This window comes from Streptomyces longisporus (assembly GCF_039532765.1).
GTDB lineage: Bacteria > Actinomycetota > Actinomycetes > Streptomycetales > Streptomycetaceae > Streptomyces > Streptomyces longisporus.
The window spans coordinates 11,332-27,025 of the sequence record NZ_BAAASG010000002.1 but is presented as its reverse complement, the minus strand read 5'-3'; the positions used below and the strand labels follow the sequence as shown (position 1 = coordinate 27,025).

Sequence of the window (15,694 nt, the reverse complement as noted above, 5' to 3'; positions counted from 1 at the left end):
AGGTTGACATGCCCAAAGCGGTGGTGCCCGAGGACAAGCGGCGCAGGCGCCGGCCCACCAAGAGCGGCACGGTCCTGTCGGAGCGGCTGATCGTCGAGACCGCGCTGCGGATGCTGCGCGAACACGGCAGCGCGGGCCTCACCGCCCGCCGCCTGGGTCTCGCCCTGGACGCCGACCCGAGCACCCTCTACCGCTACTTCCGCGGCATGGACGAGCTCACCCTCGCCATCGGCGACGCGCTCATCGGCCAGGCCCTCGACGGCTGGCGCCCGACGGGGGAGTGGCGGGCGGACCTGCGCGCGGTCGGCCTGCGCATCCACGCCGCCTATCTCGCCCACCCGCAGGCCGCGGTGCTGACCACCAGTCGGGTCACCGGCCGGGCCAACGAACTGGCCGCCGACGAGGCCGTGCTGGACGTCCTGCGGACCGCCGGATTCCCGCTCCCGGACACGGTGCGCATCTACCACGCCTTCATCGACCAGACCCTGGCCTTCGCCGCCCTCGACGCCGCCTCCCTCGCCCTGCCCAGCGCCGCCCTGCGCGCCGACGAGGACATGTGGCGCTCGACGTACGCCCGGCTGCCCCGCAGCACCCATCCGCGGATCGCCGAGGCGGCGCCCCTGCTGGCGGCCCGCATGGTCGGCAGCGCCTATCCGACGGCACTGGAGATGCTGCTGGACAGCGCCGCGGCGCAGCTGGCGGCACTGGGTTCCTGACGCAATCCGCCCACTCGATTGCTTGATGCAAGTCACGTCTCTATAGTCGGTCGAGTCGATTGCATCAAACAATCGACGGCTCGGTGCCGGAGGCGGAACATGGAGCGTCGCTGGAAGGTCCTCGTCGTCACCTCGGCCGTGGTCTTCATGGCCCTGCTGGACGTCACCATCGTGAACATCGCGTTCACCGACCTCGGGCGGTCGTTCCCGCGCGATTCCCTCGCCGACCTGTCGTGGGTGCTGAACGGATACAGCGTGGTGTTCGCCGCCGCCCTCGTACCCGCAGGCCGCCTGGCCGACCGGTACGGACGCCGGCGGCTCTTCCTCGCCGGGCTGCTGCTCTTCCTTGCCGCGTCCGTGACGAGCGGCCTGGCCGCGTCGGTGCCGGTCCTCGTCGCGGCCCGGGTCGTGCAGGCACTGGGCGCCGCGACCGTGCTGCCGACCTCGCTGAGCCTGACGCTGCCGGAGTTCGCGCCCGAGCGGCGCGGCACCGCGATCGCCCTGTCCACGGCCGCGGGCGCGGTCGCCGCCGGTGTCGGACCCTCGCTCGGCGGACTGCTGGTGGACTGGCAGGGCTGGCGTGCGGTGTTCTTCGTCAACCTGGTCATCGGGCTGCCCGCACTCGTGGCGGCCGCACGGCTGTTGCGCGAGAGCCGCGACGAGCAGGCGACGGGCGTTCCCGACGTGCTGGGAGCCCTGCTGCTGGTCGGTGCCGTGGGCGGCCTCGCGCTGGGCATCGTCAAGGGCGCGGACTGGGGCTGGAGTTCGGGCGGAGTGCTCGCCGCCTTCGGGACCGCCGCCGTACTGCTGCCGCTGTTCGTCCTGCGGTCCGTCACCCACACCACACCGGTGGCCGACCTCGGCCTGTTCCGCCTGCGCTCCTTCACGGTGGCCACCGTCGGCACGTTCGTCTTCGGCGCCGGGTTCTTCGCCTCGCTGCTGTGCAACGTGCTGTTCTTGACCACCGCGTGGCACTGGCCGGTCCTGCGCGCCGGAACCGCGGTCACTCCGGGACCCGTGATGGCCGCGCTCATGGCCCCACTGGCCGGCCGGCTCACGGACCGCTACGGACCGCGCGTCGCCGCCGTGCCGGGCACCCTCCTCTTCGGCACCGGCCCGCTGCTCCTCGCGCTGACCGCCACGGCCCGACCGCACTACTGGCCACTCCTGTTCCCGGCGGCGGTCATCACCGGCGTCGGAGTCGGCCTGTCCCTGCCCGCGCTCGGCGGCGCCGCCGTCCTGGAACTGCCGCCGCCGAGCCTGGCCACCGGCATCGGCATGACGTCCGCCCTGCGTCAACTGGGCGCCGTCGTGGGCGTCGCAGCCCTGGTCGTCCTCCTCGGCACACCCGGACCCGAGGCCCTCGGCGGCTTCCGCCACGCCTGGCTCATGATCACCGGCGCGGGCTGGCTCGCCGCCGTCGTCTCGCTCGCCCTGGGCCGCGTCCGGGCACCGCGACCGGAGACCGACAAGGCCGGGGGACAGCGGCTCACGCCACTCAAGGAAGCACCATGACGTCACACAAGGAGAAGCCATGAAGGAGACCGACGCCCTGCGCCGTGCCGTGCGCTGGCCCGGCATTCCCGACCGGGTGACCGCCGTGCTCGCCCAGCAGCTGCTCGCGGCCCGCCAATTCCGCGAAGGCCACGACTACTTCACCGCCCTCAGCGCCGAACGTCCCGAATCGGCGCTGTCGGAAAGCCTGGCGGGAGTCTTCCAGGCCCGACTCGACGGACCGGACGAGAAGGCGATCGCCCGGCTCGACGCGGCCGCGGAACGCGGGCTCGGGCTGCCGCAGTACTTCAGGGGAACCGCCCTGGCGGGCCTGCCGGACTGCGCGGGCCGGGCCGACACGGTGATCGCCGACCTGGAGTTCGTGCTCGCCGTGCGGGACCGGTTCCCGGCCGGGTTCCTGCGCTCCGTCCACGCCGCCCTGGCCCGTGCCTACGCCTGCCAGGGCCGTCCGGAGGAAGCCCGGGCCGCGCGCGAGCGCCTCGGACACGCACCCGGCCTGTCACTCGTCACGGAGTACCTGGTCAGCGCCGAGGAGGGCCTGCGCATGACCGCGCCACGGCTGGTCGAAATGGCTCCGGGCGTGCACGTCGCCCAGGGCTACGACCTCGCCGACTTCGCGTTCGTCCGCACGGACGACGGCATCGTGGCGATCGACGCGGCGAGCCACCCCCGGCATGTCGAGGCGGCCCTGCGCGATCTGCGGGACGTCACCCGGGCACCGATCACCCATGTGATCCTCACCCACGCACACTTCGACCACATCGGCGGCCTGGAAGCACTCGCCGGCCCCGGAACCCAGGTCGTCGCGCAGGCCGCCTTCCCCGACGAACTTGCGCTCCAGGCCGTGAGCCCGCCGCCCTTCCCGGCCCTGCTGCCGGACGGCCAGGAGCGCCGTCCGCACGTCGTCCCCGACCGGCTCGTTAAGCAGCCCGAGACCCTGACCGTCGGCGGGCGGAGGTTCACACTCATCCCCGTCGCCGGAGGCGAGACCCGCGACGGCCTGCTCGTCCAACTGCCGGACGAAGGAGTGGTCTTCGTCGGCGACATATGCATGCCGTACCTGGGTGCGCCGTTCTTCGCCGAAGGATCGGCCGAGGGGCTGTTCGACGCACTGCAGACGGTCCAGGACCTGCGCCCTCGGCTGTTGATCCACGGCCACCCGCCGCTGACCGAGAACTTCACCGTCGAGGCGCTGCCCGGCCTGCTCGCCGCCCTGCGGGACCTGCACGCCGTCGTCGCGGACGACATCGTCGCGGGCCGGTCGCTGACCGACATGCTGGACCGCGACCACCTTCCCGAGGTACTGCGCGGGCATCCGGCCGCGATCCTCCCGTACCTGATCATGCGCGAGGGCTTCGTCCAGCGCGTCCACGACCAGCGAACCGGCTACTGGAAGGCGGACGGGGACGGGGTGGACCCCGTCGGCCGCGCGCAGTGGGCCGCGGCGCTGGACCTGCTGGCGGGCGGCCGGGCCGAGGCGTTCGCCGCGGCGGGTGAGCAACTGCTGGCGCGCGGGGAACCGGCCGCGGCGCTCAGGATCGTCGACTGCGCCCTGCTGAGCCACCCGGACGACACGCCGCTCGCGGAGCTGCGCGGACGGATCCTGCACGCCCTCGTCGAACGGCACCAGCTCCTCAGTCCGTTCAGGTTCGCCTACTACGCGGGGCTCGCGGGACTGACCGTGGAATCCGCCGGGTGAGCACCGGGCCCGGGCTGCATCTCGCAGTCGTACGGCCCGAGCGGCTTCCCACAGGCGGAGCAGGTGAGCCCGGGCCGCAGCCGGCCGCCGCAGCCGCGGTGCACGACCACCAGCGGCGGCCCCTGTGGCGCCCGGTGCCCGTCCCCCCACAGCAGCAAGGACATGATCACCGGCCACAGGTCCAGGCCCGCCGGGGTCACCACGTACTCGTACCGCTCCGGGCGCGTCTGATAGAGCCGCCGCTCGAGGATCCCGGCCTCGCAGAGCTTGCCCAGCCGGTCGGACAGCACGTTGTGCGCGATGCCGAGGCTGCCGCGGAAGTCCTCGAACCTCCGCGTGCCACGCAGCGCGTCCCGCACGATCAGCAACGTCCAGCGTTCGCCCACCACTTCGAGGGACCGGGCGATCGAGCAGACCTGACCTTCGTACGTACGAGGAAGCACGCCCCCATCGTACGTCGATTGCATCACGCAAGTCAGTGGGGGCGGCTGTCGGCCCCGCCCCGCAGCGCCCCGGCAGCCGCCTCCGTCACCGCCCGGGCGACCGCCGCGAGCGCCGGGGAGTCCAGCTTCCACTGCTGCCAGTACAGCGGGACGTCCAGGGCCCGGTCCGGCGCGAGGTGCACCAGACGCCCGGCCCGGAGCAGCGGCTCGGCCTGCACCTCGGGCACCAGACCCCAGCCCAGGCCCGCCGCGACGGACTCGGCATACCCCTCCGAGGTGGGCACGAAGTGCCGTACCGCACTTGCACCGCTCCTGTCGCGCCGCAGCCTGCGCACAAAGGCGTCCTGCAGATCGTCGCTGCGGTCGAAGGCCACCGTCGGCGCCACCGCCAGCGCCTCCCGCAACGGCCCGCCGAAATACTCCCGGGCGAAGTCGGGACTGGCCACCGGCACATAACGCATCCGCCCCAGCGCCCGCACACTGCAGCCCGTGACCGGCTCGGCGGACGACGTCACCGCCGCCATCACCAGCCCTTCCCGCAGCAGCGACGCCGTACGGGTCTCGTCCTCGCGACGCAGCTCGAAGCAGAGCCGCGGCTCGTGCCGCACCCGCGTCAACGCCGGCAGCAGCCAGGTCGCCAGCGAATCGGCGTTCACCGCGATCGAGACCCGGGTCGGTTCCCCGGCCCCGCTCATGCCGAGCTCCGCGCGCGCATCACGCTCCAGCCGCGCCAACTGACGGGCGAACCGCACGACGACCTCCCCCGACTCGGTCGGCCGCACGGGCTTCGTACGCATCAGCAGCACCCGGCCGGTGCGCTGCTCCAGCGCCTTCACCCGCTGACTGACCGCCGAGGGCGTCACATGCAGCGCCGCGGCCGCCGCGTCGAACGTGCCCTCGTCCACCACGGCCAGCAGCGTCCGCACCTGGTCGAGCGGCAGATCCGTCAGCTCGGTCTTCACGACGGCTAATGATACGTAAGAATCTTTAGCTGTACGCGCAGTGATCGGATCCGTAGCGTCCCTGCCATGACCCATGCTCTGACCGCCGCGGCCGCAGGCTTCGGCACCGGCCTCTCACTCATCGTCGCCATCGGCGCCCAGAACGCCTTCGTCCTGCGCCAGGGGATCCGCCGCGACGCGGTCCTCGCCGTCGTCGGCATCTGCGCCCTGTCCGACGCCGTCCTCATCGCACTCGGCGTCGGCGGCGTGGGCGCGGTGGTGGTCGCCTACCCGCAGGCGCTCACCGCGGTCGGCTGGATCGGCGGCGCCTTCCTGCTCTGCTACGGCGCCCTCGCCGCCCGCCGGGTGCTGAAGCCGGGCGGCGCCCTGCGGACCGAGGGGGAGACGACGGGCTCGCGCAGGCGGGCCGTGCTCACCTGCCTGGCGCTCACGTGGCTCAACCCGCACGTCTACCTCGACACCGTGTTCCTGCTCGGCTCCATCGCCGCCCACCGCGGCTCGCTGCGCTGGACGTTCGGCCTCGGCGCCGCCCTCGCCAGCCTGTGCTGGTTCGCCGCGCTCGGCTTCGGCGCCCGCGGGCTCGGCCGCTTCCTGGCCCGGCCGGCGGCCTGGCGGATCCTGGACGGACTGGTGGCCGCAACGATGCTCGCCCTGGGCGGCATGCTCGTTGCGAGGGCGTGAAGTCCGTGGTGTGAAGTCCACAGGCTGAGATCGCGCGTCCCGAACTCCCGGACGGTACTGGGATAGTGAACCCGGACCCGAAAGATGTATCGAGCAACCAGGAAGCCCGTGGACACCAGCGAGAGCAGTACCGAACCGCAGACACCGGACCCGGTCGCGGCCGACCCCCCTCGGCGCGGCTGGCGCCGGTGGGCCATGGACACCCGGCCGCTGCGCATTCCGGCCTACCGCCGGCTGTGGTCCTCGACGATCGTCACGGCCGTAGGCAGCCAGCTCACCGCGGTCGCCGTGCCCAAGCAGATCTACGACATCACCGGCTCCTCCGCCTGGGTGGGCGCGGCGAGCCTCGCCGGGCTGCTGCCGCTGATCGTGTTCGCGCTGTGGGGCGGCGCGGTCGCCGACAGCATGGACCGCCGCAAGCTGCTCCTGATCACCAACAGCGGCATCGCCGTCACCTCGCTGCTGTTCTGGCTCCAGGCCTTCACGGGGCTCGAGTCCGTGACCGCGCTGATGGTGCTGCTCGCGATGCAGCAGGCGTTCTGGGGCCTGAACGCCCCCGCCCGCAACGCCTCCATAGCCCGCCTGGTCCCCGAGGGCCAGCTGCCCGCCGCCAACGCGCTCGGCTCGACCGTCATGCAGACGGGGCAGGTGGTCGGACCGCTGCTCGCGGGTGCCCTGATCCCGGTCATCGGCCTGCCCGAGCTGTACCTGATCGACGCCCTCGCTCTCTGTGTCACGGTGTGGGCGGTCTACAAGCTGCCCTCCCTGCCGCCCCTGGCGGGCACGGAGAAGCGACGCGCGGGCGTACGGGAGATAGCGGAGGGCTTCCGCTACATCTCCGGGCACAAGGTGCTGCTGCTGTCCTTCCTCGCCGACATCATCGCGATGGTCCTCGGCATGCCCCGCGCCCTGTTCCCCCAGCTCGCCGCCGAGACCTACGGCTCCTACGGCGAGGGGCTCGCCCTCGGCCTGCTGTTCGCGGCGATCCCCATCGGCGCGGTGCTCGGGGGACTGTTCTCGGGCACGTTCTCCCGGGCCCGCCGGCACGGCTGGATGGTGATCGGCGCGGTCGTCGCCTGGGGCGCGGCGATCGCCGGCTTCGGGCTGAGCGGCAACCTGTGGGTCGCGGCCGCCTTCCTGGCCCTGGCCGGAGTCGCCGACATGGTCTCGATGGTCTTCCGCGGGGCGATCCTGCTGTCCGCCGCCACCGACGAGATGCGCGGCCGTATGCAGGGCGTCTTCACGGTCGTCGTCGCGGGCGGCCCGCGCCTGGCCGACGTCCTGCACGGCACCGCGGGCTCGGCCTTCGGCCCGCGCACGGCCGTGGCGGGCGGTGGCCTCCTCGTCGTCGCCGTGATGCTGACCCTGAGCGCCGCGATCCCGGCACTGCGCCGCTACCGCATCTGACCCCGCTCGGGGCGGCTGCACCACACCGTTCCCTGCAGCCGCCCTGATCTGCCGCAAAAGGTCTAGAGCGCGCTGCGTCCGCGGCCCGCGTGCTGTTCCATGAGCTTGCCCCGGGTCATCTCCAGCCGGTGCGCGAGGATCTCCGCGACGCTGCGCACCAGCGCGAGTCCGAGCTGGGTGTCCTGCTCGCACAGCCGCAGCACCGCCGCCGCGTCGAACTCGTAGGCGCGGACGGGGCTGAAGGCTTCCGCGCCGAAGTCCCATTCGTGCGGCGGGAACAGCCAGGACCAGCCCAGCAGATCGCCCGAGCCGAGGCTCGCCACGGTCACCCGCTGCAGCGAGTTGACCCGCTGGTCGAGCGAGACGGCCCCCGAGCGGATGACCCAGAAGCGGTCGGCTTTGCCGCCCGCCTCGAAGATCCGGGTGTCCTCCGGGAAGGAGACCTCCTGCGCGAGCGTCATCAGGCTCTGCCGCTGGGGCGGGGGAAGGGCGGTCAGCAGTTTTATTGCTTTGGTCATGACGCGGGGCTCCTCGCCGGGATCGGTTCGGGTGCTTTCCCTACGCTCATTTCAGCCGCTGCCGGCGCCCCGAGCACCTCGGCGGACAGCAGTTCCTGCCGAGAACCGCCATGACATGAAAAAGCCCTGGCTGGACGGGGGAGGCCAGCCAGGGCCGTAAGCGGTGGCGTCGGAGGACGGTACGGTCGACTCCGTCACCACGTATGAATGAACCGTAAACCATCTGCCGCCGTTTTGCTCACCCAGAAGCGGGTCACGTGACCGGTTTCACTCCTTGGGCTCTGCACCGGCCGCCACGACCCTGATCGTCTCGAGCTTCGGATCGCTGGGGTCCGGCAGGTACATCCCCGCCTCCAGACCGGTGCGCAGATACCGCAGCACGGGTTCGGTGAGCCGCTCGCCGGGCAGCATCGCCGGGATCCCGGGCGGGTACGGCGTGATCATCTCCGCTGCGACACGGCCTGCGGCATCCTCGGTGGGCACGTTCTCCGTGGGGCCGAAGAAGGCGTCCCGGGGCAGCATGGCCTGCGTCAGGCGCAGCTCGGACGGCGACGGCACGTCCACCCGCGGGCCCGGCCCGAGTCCCGGCGCGGCACGGGCCAGGTCCTTGAGCGCGTCGAGCAGTTCCCCCGTCGTCTGCCGGTCGTCGCCATGGGTGATCTGCGCTCCGATGCGGCGGTGGTCCACCAGATGGGCGTCCAGGCCCCGCTGCTCGCGCAGCCAGTCCGCGGCCCTGAACCCCGTGATGTCCAGCCCACTGATGTCGATGATCACCGGCAGCGGATCGAGGTCGTCGGCCAGGCCCGGAGCGCAGAAGTCCTCCCGGTCGTTGACGTGCATCCCGTCGATCTCCTCGACGGCGGCACGGACCTCGGCCGCGAGGTCCAGTGCGCCGCCCATCAACTCCCTGCCGTGCAGGGCCATCTGGCGGCGCCAGCCGTCGAGTCCGGCGTAGATCAGTACCGAGGGGCTGGTGCTGCCCAGCAGGTCGGCCCGCATCTTCAGCAGCTCCGGCGGGACGAGGTCGCCGCGGAGGTGGAAGACGGAGCCCTGTTCCAGGCCGCTGCCCATCTTGTGGATGCTCGTCACACAGATGTCCGCGCCGGCGTCCATCGCCCACGTCGGCAGATCGGGATGGAACGGCAGATGAGCCCCCCAGGCCTCGTCCACGACGAGGGGCACGGAGCGCCGGTGGCAGACCTCGGCGATCGACTGCAGATCTGCGCAACTGCCGTACGGCGTCGGGCTGGTGACCAGCGCGCCCTTCGCGTCGGGATGGGCCTCGAAGGCCGCCTCGAAGTCGTCCGGGGACGGCGGATGCGCCAGGTGGCGCTGCGGGTCCCAGCGCGGCTCGACCCAGACGGGCTCGATGCCCGACAGGATCAGCCCCGCCGCGACCGACTTGTGGGCGTCCCGGCCGACCAGCAGCTTCTCGTGCGGTCCCGCGACGGCCAGCATCGCCGCCTTGACGGACAGCGAACTGCCGCACGTGGTGAAGAAGGTGTGCTCGGCGTGCACGGCATCGGCCATCAGCTCCTCGGCGCGGACCAGCACCCGCCCTCGGGTGAGCCGGTCGTCCAGCCCGCCCGATGCCAGCACGTCACCCAGGAACACCGCATCACCCAGCACCTCCCGCACGGCGGGATCGGCGCCGCGGGCCTGCTTGTGGCCCGGAGGCGTGAACCCCAGCCGCCCGCGGCGGTGGTATTCGGCCAGTGCTTCCAGAATGGGCGCTCGGCTGTGATCGACTGTCATGCGCACCCGGGTTCCCGCCATCGGGCACCGCCAATCGGGCGCACACCGAGCCGTCGAGGCAAAAGCCCGCCCGGTCCGCCGGCCCTGTCAGCCGGTTTTGCCCGGGGTCAGGATCTCGTCCAGCACCCTGAGGACGGCTTCGTAGGCCAGCGTCCGTACGGCGGCCTCGCGCGCCGCCTCCGGCTCGTCCGCCCGCAGGCCCTCGTCCTGCTCCCGCCACCGGCGCTTCTCCTGCTGCGCGCAGGCCCGCGCACGCTGGATGCGGCGCAGCAGTTCGTCTGAGTCCACGACATCGGTCATGACATCCGCGTACCCCCCGATGGCCAGGGCACGTACTTTCCGCCGGGAGGTTTGGCGGGGCCCGCGCAGGTGAGCCGAACTAGGAGACCTGCGGTGCTCGCGCAGCGGAAAGCGGAATCGCTGCCGACGGGCGGGGGAAGCAGCCGTGTCCGAGAGGCGCTCGGTACGTGCCCGGACTGCGGCGGCCGCGGGTGAGGACAGGTCCGGCTTCCCTCCCCCGCACGAGGAGGCCGGTTCTTCACCGAATCAGGGAGCCAGGCGATGTGCGAGGAGCACGGGACCGAATCCGCCCTCGGGCGACTGGGCGCGCAACGGACCGGACCGCCGCGCTGCTGCAAACCCGCCGAGGCGCGCAGGGCGGTCGAGCGGGCAGTCACCGAACGCTGCAGGGCCACCCACACCGATTGCGACGAGGAGGCTCTGGGGGACGCCCTGCTCGTCGCCACCGAACTGACGACCAATGCGATCCTGCACGGCGGCGGCGTCACGGACTTCCGCGTCGACGTCCTCGGAACGGGCGTGCGCGTCTCGGTGAGCGACCGCAGCGACCGGCTGCCCGTCACGAGGCCTTCCCCGGATCCGCGGCGACGGCACCGCGTCGGCGGCCACGGCTGGCCCATCGTGTGCCGGCTGGCCCGGGACGTGCGCGTGTCGGAACTGCCCGCCGGCGGGAAGTGCATCACCGCCGTGGTCGCCTTCCGCTGAAGGCCTCGACGAGGGGCGGCGTTTGTTCCCAGGATCGCCGGGCATACGGATGTTCGTGCTTCGGACCGGAGGCGCGCCAGCGGGAGCCACATGGCTGTCCCGGGCCCTCCATCGGTCCGGGCGGCGGCTGTTCCCGCGGTAGTCCCTGAAACCCTCGTTCAGGAGCGAATCCGCATGCTTATCGACATGTCGACCAGCACTTCCGGCACGCAGGCCCGGACGACCGCCCCCACTCGGCGGCACGACGACGCCCCCGACACGGCGGACCTCTTCCTCCGCCTGGCCGCCCTCGAAGACGGCCCCGAGCGGGAGGCGGTCCGCGACGAACTCGTCACCGCCTGGCTGCCCATGGCCCACCGGATCGCCGGCCGCTTCCGCGACCGCGGCGAGTCCATCGAGGACCTCCGCCAGGTCGCGGCACTCGGCCTGGTGAAGGCGATCGACCGGTACGCCCCCGAGCGGGGAGCCTTCGAGAGCTACGCCGTGCCCACCATCACCGGCGAGGTCAAGCGGCACTTCCGGGACCGGATGTGGGCCCTCAGGGTGCCCCGCCGCATCCAGGAACTGCGCAACAAGGTGCGCGTGGCCCGCCGCGAGCTGACCCAGACCCCGGGCAGCTCCGAACCCTCCGCCGCCGACATCGCCGCCCACACCGGGCTCACCGAGGACGAGGTCAACTCCGGCCTCGAAGCCCTCGACAGCTTCAGCACCCTGTCGCTGGACGCCGAACTCTCCGGCGACGAGGACGGCTACAGCCTCGCCGACACCCTCGGCGCGGCGGACTCCGCGTACGACGTCGTCATCGACCGCGAGGCCGCCAAGGAAGGCCTGCGGCGCCTTCCCGAACGCGACCGCGCCATCCTCTACCTGCGCTACTTCGAGGACATGACACAGAGCCGGATCGCCGACCGGTTCGGCATCTCCCAGATGCATGTCTCGCGCCTCATCAGCCGCAGCTGCGCCCGGGTGCGGGCCGAGGCGCTCGGGCAGGCGGGCAGCAACGGGCGGGCGGCCGCGGCTTGAGCGGCCCGCAGCGAGGAGGAGGACCGATGCTGATCCCTCATCCTGCCGTCCTGCGCAGGCTTGTCGAGGAGTACGAGAGCGCGCTCGCCGAGGAGGCCGAACGCGGCGGCGGGGCGAGCCCACGGGTCGAGGACCTGGCCTACACCCTGTGCGTGTCGACCGGCACACGCAACGTGGGACGGGCCCTGGAAGCGGCCCACCGGCTGCTCGCGACCACACCCCCGCCGAGATCGGAGGCGCCGGAGATCGGGGTCCGGTGACACCAGGCATGGGAAAAGTCGACGTCCAGGTCGCCGGCCGGGCGGAGCACGGCCCGGTCATCGGGAAGCACATCTGCCCCGCGGAGCCCGGGAGGTGCCCGTGAACTCCAGTGCCATGGCGCGGACGCACAGGCTCGGCGCCGAGCGGGCGGCGCGCGGCTCGGTGACCGAGGGCGCCGCCCGGGCGGGACTCGCCGCCCGCGGGGTCATCTATCTGCTGGTGGGCGTCCTGGCGCTGCAGATCGCCTTCGGCGACAGCAGCCGGCAGGCGGACCGCGGCGGCGCCCTCGCCACGCTGGCCGGGCAGCCGTTCGGCACCGTGCTGCTGTGGGCGCTCGGCCTCGGGCTGGCCGGCATGGCGGTGTGGCGGCTGTCGGAGGCCGTCTTCGGCTCGGTCGGCCCGAAGGGCCGTAAGCCGCGAAAGCGGCTGCTCGCGGTCGTCCGCTGCGTCTTCTACGCGGTGGTGGCCTACTCGGTGCTGACGTTCGCCGCGGGCCCCCGCGGCGGCGGCAGCCGATCGAGTGACGCCCAGTCCCGTGACGTCACGGCCAGGGTCCTCGACCTGCCCGGCGGGCAGTGGCTCGTGGGCGCGGCCGGGGTCGGCATCATCGTGGCGGGCGTGTGGATCGCCGTACAAGCGGTACGGCGCGACTACCGCAAGCAGCTCAAGCTCGGTGAGATGACCCCCTGGGCCCGTCGGCTGGTGGACGTCACCGGCGTGGTCGGCGGCGCGGCGCGCGGCCTGGTGTTCGCCGCCGCGGGCGTCTTCGCCGTGCGCGCCGCAGTTGACTACGACCCGCAGCGGGCCAAAGGGCTCGACGACACCCTGCGCTCGTTCGCCCACACCCCACTGGGTCCGGCGTTGCTGGCCTGCGTCGCGGCCGGTCTCGCCCTGTTCGGGCTGTTCTCGTTCGCACTGGCTCGCTGGCGCAGGGTCTGACTCGCGGTACACGGGGAACACGGATCTGATGAGCGAATCCGAGTTTCCACCGGAGCACCGGCCCGTCGATCTCTACCTCGGCCTCCTGCGCACCCGGATGGACACGGAGGACTTCCGGCAGCTGCTGGGCGTGGTCGAACCGGTCCTGCGGGCGATCGAGGAACAGCGCATGCCCTCCGTGGACTTCGCGCTCGGCGAGGACCACGGGGAGGGGCTGTCCCAGGAGGTCCGTGACGAGGCCGCCCTGGTCATCGCCGCCGCCGTGACCGGCCGGCTCGACAACGAGGTCGTCGAGATCGACCTCGAGGGGACCGGCCCGATCAGAGTGATCACCGATGCGGACACCGCCTCGGACCCGGTGCGGCTGGGTGAGATCGCCGACTACATCCGGGAACGGCACCGCCAGGACGAGGAGCTGCGTGGCATCGCCGAGGTGAGCGGTCTGCCCACCGACTTCTGAGGGCGGGGCGCTCACCGCTTCGGCGTCGCCACCGGCACCTTCAGCGGCCGGGCCAGGCCCACCACCGCCTCGTCCAGGCGCTGCAGATGGCGCAGCACCCGGTCGGTGATGCGGCCGTAGCGCGAGCCGCCGGGCAGGTCGGACTCCAGGAGGGAGGCGATGCTCGCCCCCGTCTCGACCTCGACGGCGGCTCGCTCGTCGGCGACACGCGCGGCGATCGTCCCGATGTTGCCGAGGATGCGCTTGCCGGCCCGCCGCAGCCGCGGATCCGCCGCGATCGACGGATGCGTCGGCAGCAGCTCGGCCATCGCGGCCAGTGAACGCGCGTGGTACGCGCAGGTCTCCAACAGGGCGACGACATAGCGGACGGTGTTGCGCCGGGCCCGCAGCGGAGTGACCGGGTGGGTGAGCGGCTGGGTCGCGGTGCGCAGATCGGCCAGCGCCTGGTCGAGGTCGCGTGCCTTGTCGAGCAGCTCGGCCGGTTCCCCGCCGCTGAGCTGGTCGACGGCGGCCTCGGTGACATCGGCGAGCCGGTCCAGGGTGGTGACCAGGAGGTCGTTGGTACGGCGGTCGGTGTGCACCGGCAGGACGAACGCCGCCGCGATGATCCCGCAGGCCGCCCCCAGCGCCGTCTCCTCCACCCGCAGCACCAGCACCGACAGGCTGTAGGTGTGCAGCAGCGTGTATAGCAGGCCCAGCGCCGCGGTGACGAAGAAGGACATCAGCGTGTAGGACAGCGGGGCGGTGTAGAACATCGCGAACACGCACAGCAGCACCAGCGCGAACGCCGTCCACGTGTGGTGCCCGACCAGGCCCGCGAGCAGCAGACCGGCCACCACTCCGAGCACCGTGCCCAGCAGCCGCCGGTAGCCCTTGACCAGGATCTCTCCGGTCGAGGCGGTGTTGATGAACACGATCCAGCAGGTCAGCACCGCCCAGTACCAGCGCTGGCTGGAGAGGAACTCGCCGCCGACGATCGCCAGCGCCGATCCCACCGCGACCTGAACGGCAGCGCGCGTGGTGGGCCGCTCAAGGCCCGTCGGAGCCTCCTCGGCGGCCTCCTCGCCCGCGTCGATCGCCGCGTCCTCCGCGTCCAGCTCCTCGCGTGAGCGGGCCGTCGACGGGGTGTCGTCCGACTCGTCCTGCGGGCCGCCGAGCGCGATCCGCAGCCCGAGCACCGCACGCGCGGCCTCGCCGACACCGCGGAAGACGTCCTGTACGGCGGGAGAGGCCTTCGGCAGGTTCTCCTCGTCGCGGTAGCCGAGGAGCCGGTTGCGCAGCCGCGCCAGACCGGTTCCCAGGTCCTCGGAGACGGGTCGCAGGACCAGCAGGCGCAGTGCCTCCAGGTCGCGGCGCAGGGTCGCGGTCGACTCGTCCTGTACGGGCAGCCGGCCGCCCGGCGGGACGGGCGCGCCCGGCAGGTGCAGGGTCAGCGTGTCCGCCCGCTCGGCACTGCGGGCGGTCAGCAGCAGCAGTCCGAGACGTTCGGCGGCGATCTCGGCGTCCGCGATGCGGCGCTGCACGAGCCTGGCCACAGCCTGGTCGGAGGTGCCCTCCTCCAGCCGCCCCTGGATCATCATGGCGGTCTCGTTGAGCCGGGCGGTGCCGTCGCGCACGTCCTGAAGCGCCTTGTCGATCTCGTCCGGCCCGGCGTCGAGAAGGGCGAGCTGCGCGGTCACCAGCTGCGCCAGCCGGGCGCGGAAGGCCTCCCTCAGCCGCTGCAGGATGCCCGCGGGCGTCTCGGGCACGACCGCGAAGCGCACCACGGCACTGGAGGCGACGGCGACGGCCACGACGCCCCACAGCTGCGGCAGCGCCGACACGGTGGCCCCGACGAACAGGGACATGAAGTAGACCTGGAAGCCGATCAGCCCGAGCGCGGTGCCGCGGTCGCCGAAGCGGCGGGCGTAGACGGCGCAGAAGATGAGCGCGACGAAGAAGAGGTCGCCGCCCACCACCCGGGAGTGCAGCACCGCACCCAGCGACACGGAGGCCAGCGCCACCACAAGACCCAGCGCGAGCGTGACGGCCTGCCGGCCGCGCTGCTTCTCCCGGATGGCGAAGGTGGAGACCATCGCCGCGATGGCGCCCGCCACCAGATGGCGCACGTCGGCGCCCAGCACGGAGAGCACGGCCAGCGTGAGGGCGATGGCGCCGACCGTTCTCAGGCCCGCGGCCAGACGCAGCAACCCGGGATCGGAGGCCGCGACGAGATCGCGCAGCCGTGCCCGGACCGACCCTCCCGCTGCCCTCACGCCGCCGTACTCACTCCCGCTTCACGTCATGATCCGGATCTCAGCATGACACGGC

The 15,694-nt window shown here is 72.4% G+C and carries 16 protein-coding genes; 10 read left to right on the top strand and 6 right to left on the bottom strand.

Annotated elements, in window-relative coordinates; translation table 11 throughout:
• The first annotated feature begins 8 nt into the window (after window positions 1–8).
• From ABD355_RS01700 to ABD355_RS01690, 3 genes are all read left to right on the top strand, one after another.
• Window positions 9–716 (top strand): TetR/AcrR family transcriptional regulator, encoded by a 708-nt coding sequence (locus ABD355_RS01700; RefSeq protein ID WP_344398165.1) that lies wholly within the window; start codon window positions 9–11, stop codon window positions 714–716.
• 99 nt (window positions 717–815) lie between these two features.
• The gene (locus ABD355_RS01695; RefSeq protein ID WP_344398164.1) at window positions 816–2,231 is read left to right on the top strand and encodes a DHA2 family efflux MFS transporter permease subunit; all 1,416 of its coding nucleotides are present in this window, start codon (window positions 816–818) and stop codon (window positions 2,229–2,231) included.
• Between the two features lie 19 nt (window positions 2,232–2,250).
• Entirely contained in the window at window positions 2,251–3,930 is a 1,680-nt protein-coding gene (locus tag ABD355_RS01690) for an MBL fold metallo-hydrolase (RefSeq protein ID WP_344398163.1), read from the top strand.
• Here the strand turns inward: ABD355_RS01690 and ABD355_RS01685 are convergent.
• Window positions 3,888–4,373 carry a winged helix-turn-helix transcriptional regulator gene (locus ABD355_RS01685; RefSeq protein ID WP_344398162.1) on the bottom strand — a complete coding sequence of 162 codons (486 nt, stop codon included), beginning with the start codon at window positions 4,371–4,373 and terminating at the stop codon, window positions 3,888–3,890. The two genes, ABD355_RS01690 and ABD355_RS01685, sit on opposite strands and share 43 nt — an antisense overlap.
• A gap of 32 nt (window positions 4,374–4,405) precedes the next feature.
• Window positions 4,406–5,335 (bottom strand): LysR family transcriptional regulator ArgP, encoded by a 930-nt coding sequence (locus tag ABD355_RS01680; protein WP_344398161.1) that lies wholly within the window; start codon window positions 5,333–5,335, stop codon window positions 4,406–4,408.
• A 66-nt stretch (window positions 5,336–5,401) separates the two neighbouring features.
• Between ABD355_RS01680 and ABD355_RS01675 the strand changes: the two genes are divergently transcribed.
• Both ABD355_RS01675 and ABD355_RS01670 read left to right on the top strand, forming a co-directional pair.
• Window positions 5,402–6,016, top strand: a complete 615-nt coding sequence (locus tag ABD355_RS01675; protein WP_344398160.1) for a LysE/ArgO family amino acid transporter — start codon at window positions 5,402–5,404, stop codon at window positions 6,014–6,016.
• Between the two features lie 108 nt (window positions 6,017–6,124).
• A complete protein-coding gene (locus ABD355_RS01670) occupies window positions 6,125–7,423 on the top strand; it encodes an MFS transporter (protein ID WP_344398159.1) in 1,299 nt (432 codons plus the stop codon).
• 62 nt (window positions 7,424–7,485) lie between these two features.
• Here ABD355_RS01670 and ABD355_RS01665 read toward each other — a convergent pair whose 3' ends face one another.
• The 3 genes from ABD355_RS01665 to ABD355_RS01655 all read right to left on the bottom strand — a co-directional run bounded on the left by ABD355_RS01665 (window position 7,486) and on the right by ABD355_RS01655 (window position 9,996).
• Window positions 7,486–7,941, bottom strand: coding sequence for a cyclic nucleotide-binding domain-containing protein (locus tag ABD355_RS01665; protein WP_344398158.1), 456 nt, complete (start codon window positions 7,939–7,941; stop codon window positions 7,486–7,488).
• 267 nt (window positions 7,942–8,208) lie between these two features.
• Window positions 8,209–9,696, bottom strand: coding sequence for an aminotransferase class I/II-fold pyridoxal phosphate-dependent enzyme (locus ABD355_RS01660; RefSeq protein ID WP_344398157.1), 1,488 nt, complete (start codon window positions 9,694–9,696; stop codon window positions 8,209–8,211).
• Between the two features lie 87 nt (window positions 9,697–9,783).
• A complete protein-coding gene (locus ABD355_RS01655) occupies window positions 9,784–9,996 on the bottom strand; it encodes a hypothetical protein (protein ID WP_344398155.1) in 213 nt (70 codons plus the stop codon).
• Between the two features lie 261 nt (window positions 9,997–10,257).
• Between ABD355_RS01655 and ABD355_RS01650 the strand changes: the two genes are divergently transcribed.
• From ABD355_RS01650 to ABD355_RS01630, 5 genes are all read left to right on the top strand, one after another.
• Complete coding sequence (locus ABD355_RS01650) at window positions 10,258–10,701, top strand: ATP-binding protein (RefSeq protein WP_344398154.1); 444 nt, start codon at window positions 10,258–10,260, stop codon at window positions 10,699–10,701.
• Window positions 10,702–10,875: 174 nt separating this feature from the next.
• Window positions 10,876–11,724, top strand: coding sequence for a SigB/SigF/SigG family RNA polymerase sigma factor (locus tag ABD355_RS01645; RefSeq protein WP_344398153.1), 849 nt, complete (start codon window positions 10,876–10,878; stop codon window positions 11,722–11,724).
• Window positions 11,725–11,750: 26 nt separating this feature from the next.
• Window positions 11,751–11,984 (top strand): DUF5133 domain-containing protein, encoded by a 234-nt coding sequence (locus ABD355_RS01640; protein WP_344398152.1) that lies wholly within the window; start codon window positions 11,751–11,753, stop codon window positions 11,982–11,984.
• A 100-nt stretch (window positions 11,985–12,084) separates the two neighbouring features.
• Window positions 12,085–12,924 carry a DUF1206 domain-containing protein gene (locus ABD355_RS01635; protein ID WP_344398151.1) on the top strand — a complete coding sequence of 280 codons (840 nt, stop codon included), beginning with the start codon at window positions 12,085–12,087 and terminating at the stop codon, window positions 12,922–12,924.
• A 28-nt stretch (window positions 12,925–12,952) separates the two neighbouring features.
• Window positions 12,953–13,384, top strand: coding sequence for a hypothetical protein (locus tag ABD355_RS01630; RefSeq protein ID WP_344398150.1), 432 nt, complete (start codon window positions 12,953–12,955; stop codon window positions 13,382–13,384).
• An 11-nt stretch (window positions 13,385–13,395) separates the two neighbouring features.
• Here ABD355_RS01630 and ABD355_RS01625 read toward each other — a convergent pair whose 3' ends face one another.
• Window positions 13,396–15,639: an FUSC family protein gene (locus ABD355_RS01625; protein WP_344398149.1), complete on the bottom strand. Its 2,244-nt coding sequence runs from the start codon at window positions 15,637–15,639 to the stop codon at window positions 13,396–13,398.
• Between the last annotated feature and the right edge of the window lie 55 nt (window positions 15,640–15,694).

Excerpts from the sequence above, each read along its gene's own strand:
- ABD355_RS01645 (WP_344398153.1), top strand. The coding sequence starts at position 10,876 with ATGCTTATCGACATGTCGACCAGCACTTCCGGCACGCAGGCCCGGACG.
- ABD355_RS01690 (WP_344398163.1), top strand. The coding sequence starts at position 2,251 with ATGAAGGAGACCGACGCCCTGCGCCGTGCCGTGCGCTGGCCCGGCATT.
- ABD355_RS01650 (WP_344398154.1), top strand. The coding sequence starts at position 10,258 with ATGTGCGAGGAGCACGGGACCGAATCCGCCCTCGGGCGACTGGGCGCG.
- ABD355_RS01660 (WP_344398157.1), bottom strand. The coding sequence starts at position 9,696 with ATGACAGTCGATCACAGCCGAGCGCCCATTCTGGAAGCACTGGCCGAA.
- ABD355_RS01700 (WP_344398165.1), top strand. The coding sequence starts at position 9 with ATGCCCAAAGCGGTGGTGCCCGAGGACAAGCGGCGCAGGCGCCGGCCC.
- ABD355_RS01630 (WP_344398150.1), top strand. The coding sequence starts at position 12,953 with ATGAGCGAATCCGAGTTTCCACCGGAGCACCGGCCCGTCGATCTCTAC.
- ABD355_RS01695 (WP_344398164.1), top strand. The coding sequence starts at position 816 with ATGGAGCGTCGCTGGAAGGTCCTCGTCGTCACCTCGGCCGTGGTCTTC.
- ABD355_RS01675 (WP_344398160.1), top strand. The coding sequence starts at position 5,402 with ATGACCCATGCTCTGACCGCCGCGGCCGCAGGCTTCGGCACCGGCCTC.
- ABD355_RS01665 (WP_344398158.1), bottom strand. The coding sequence starts at position 7,941 with ATGACCAAAGCAATAAAACTGCTGACCGCCCTTCCCCCGCCCCAGCGG.
- ABD355_RS01655 (WP_344398155.1), bottom strand. The coding sequence starts at position 9,996 with ATGACCGATGTCGTGGACTCAGACGAACTGCTGCGCCGCATCCAGCGT.
- ABD355_RS01640 (WP_344398152.1), top strand. The coding sequence starts at position 11,751 with ATGCTGATCCCTCATCCTGCCGTCCTGCGCAGGCTTGTCGAGGAGTAC.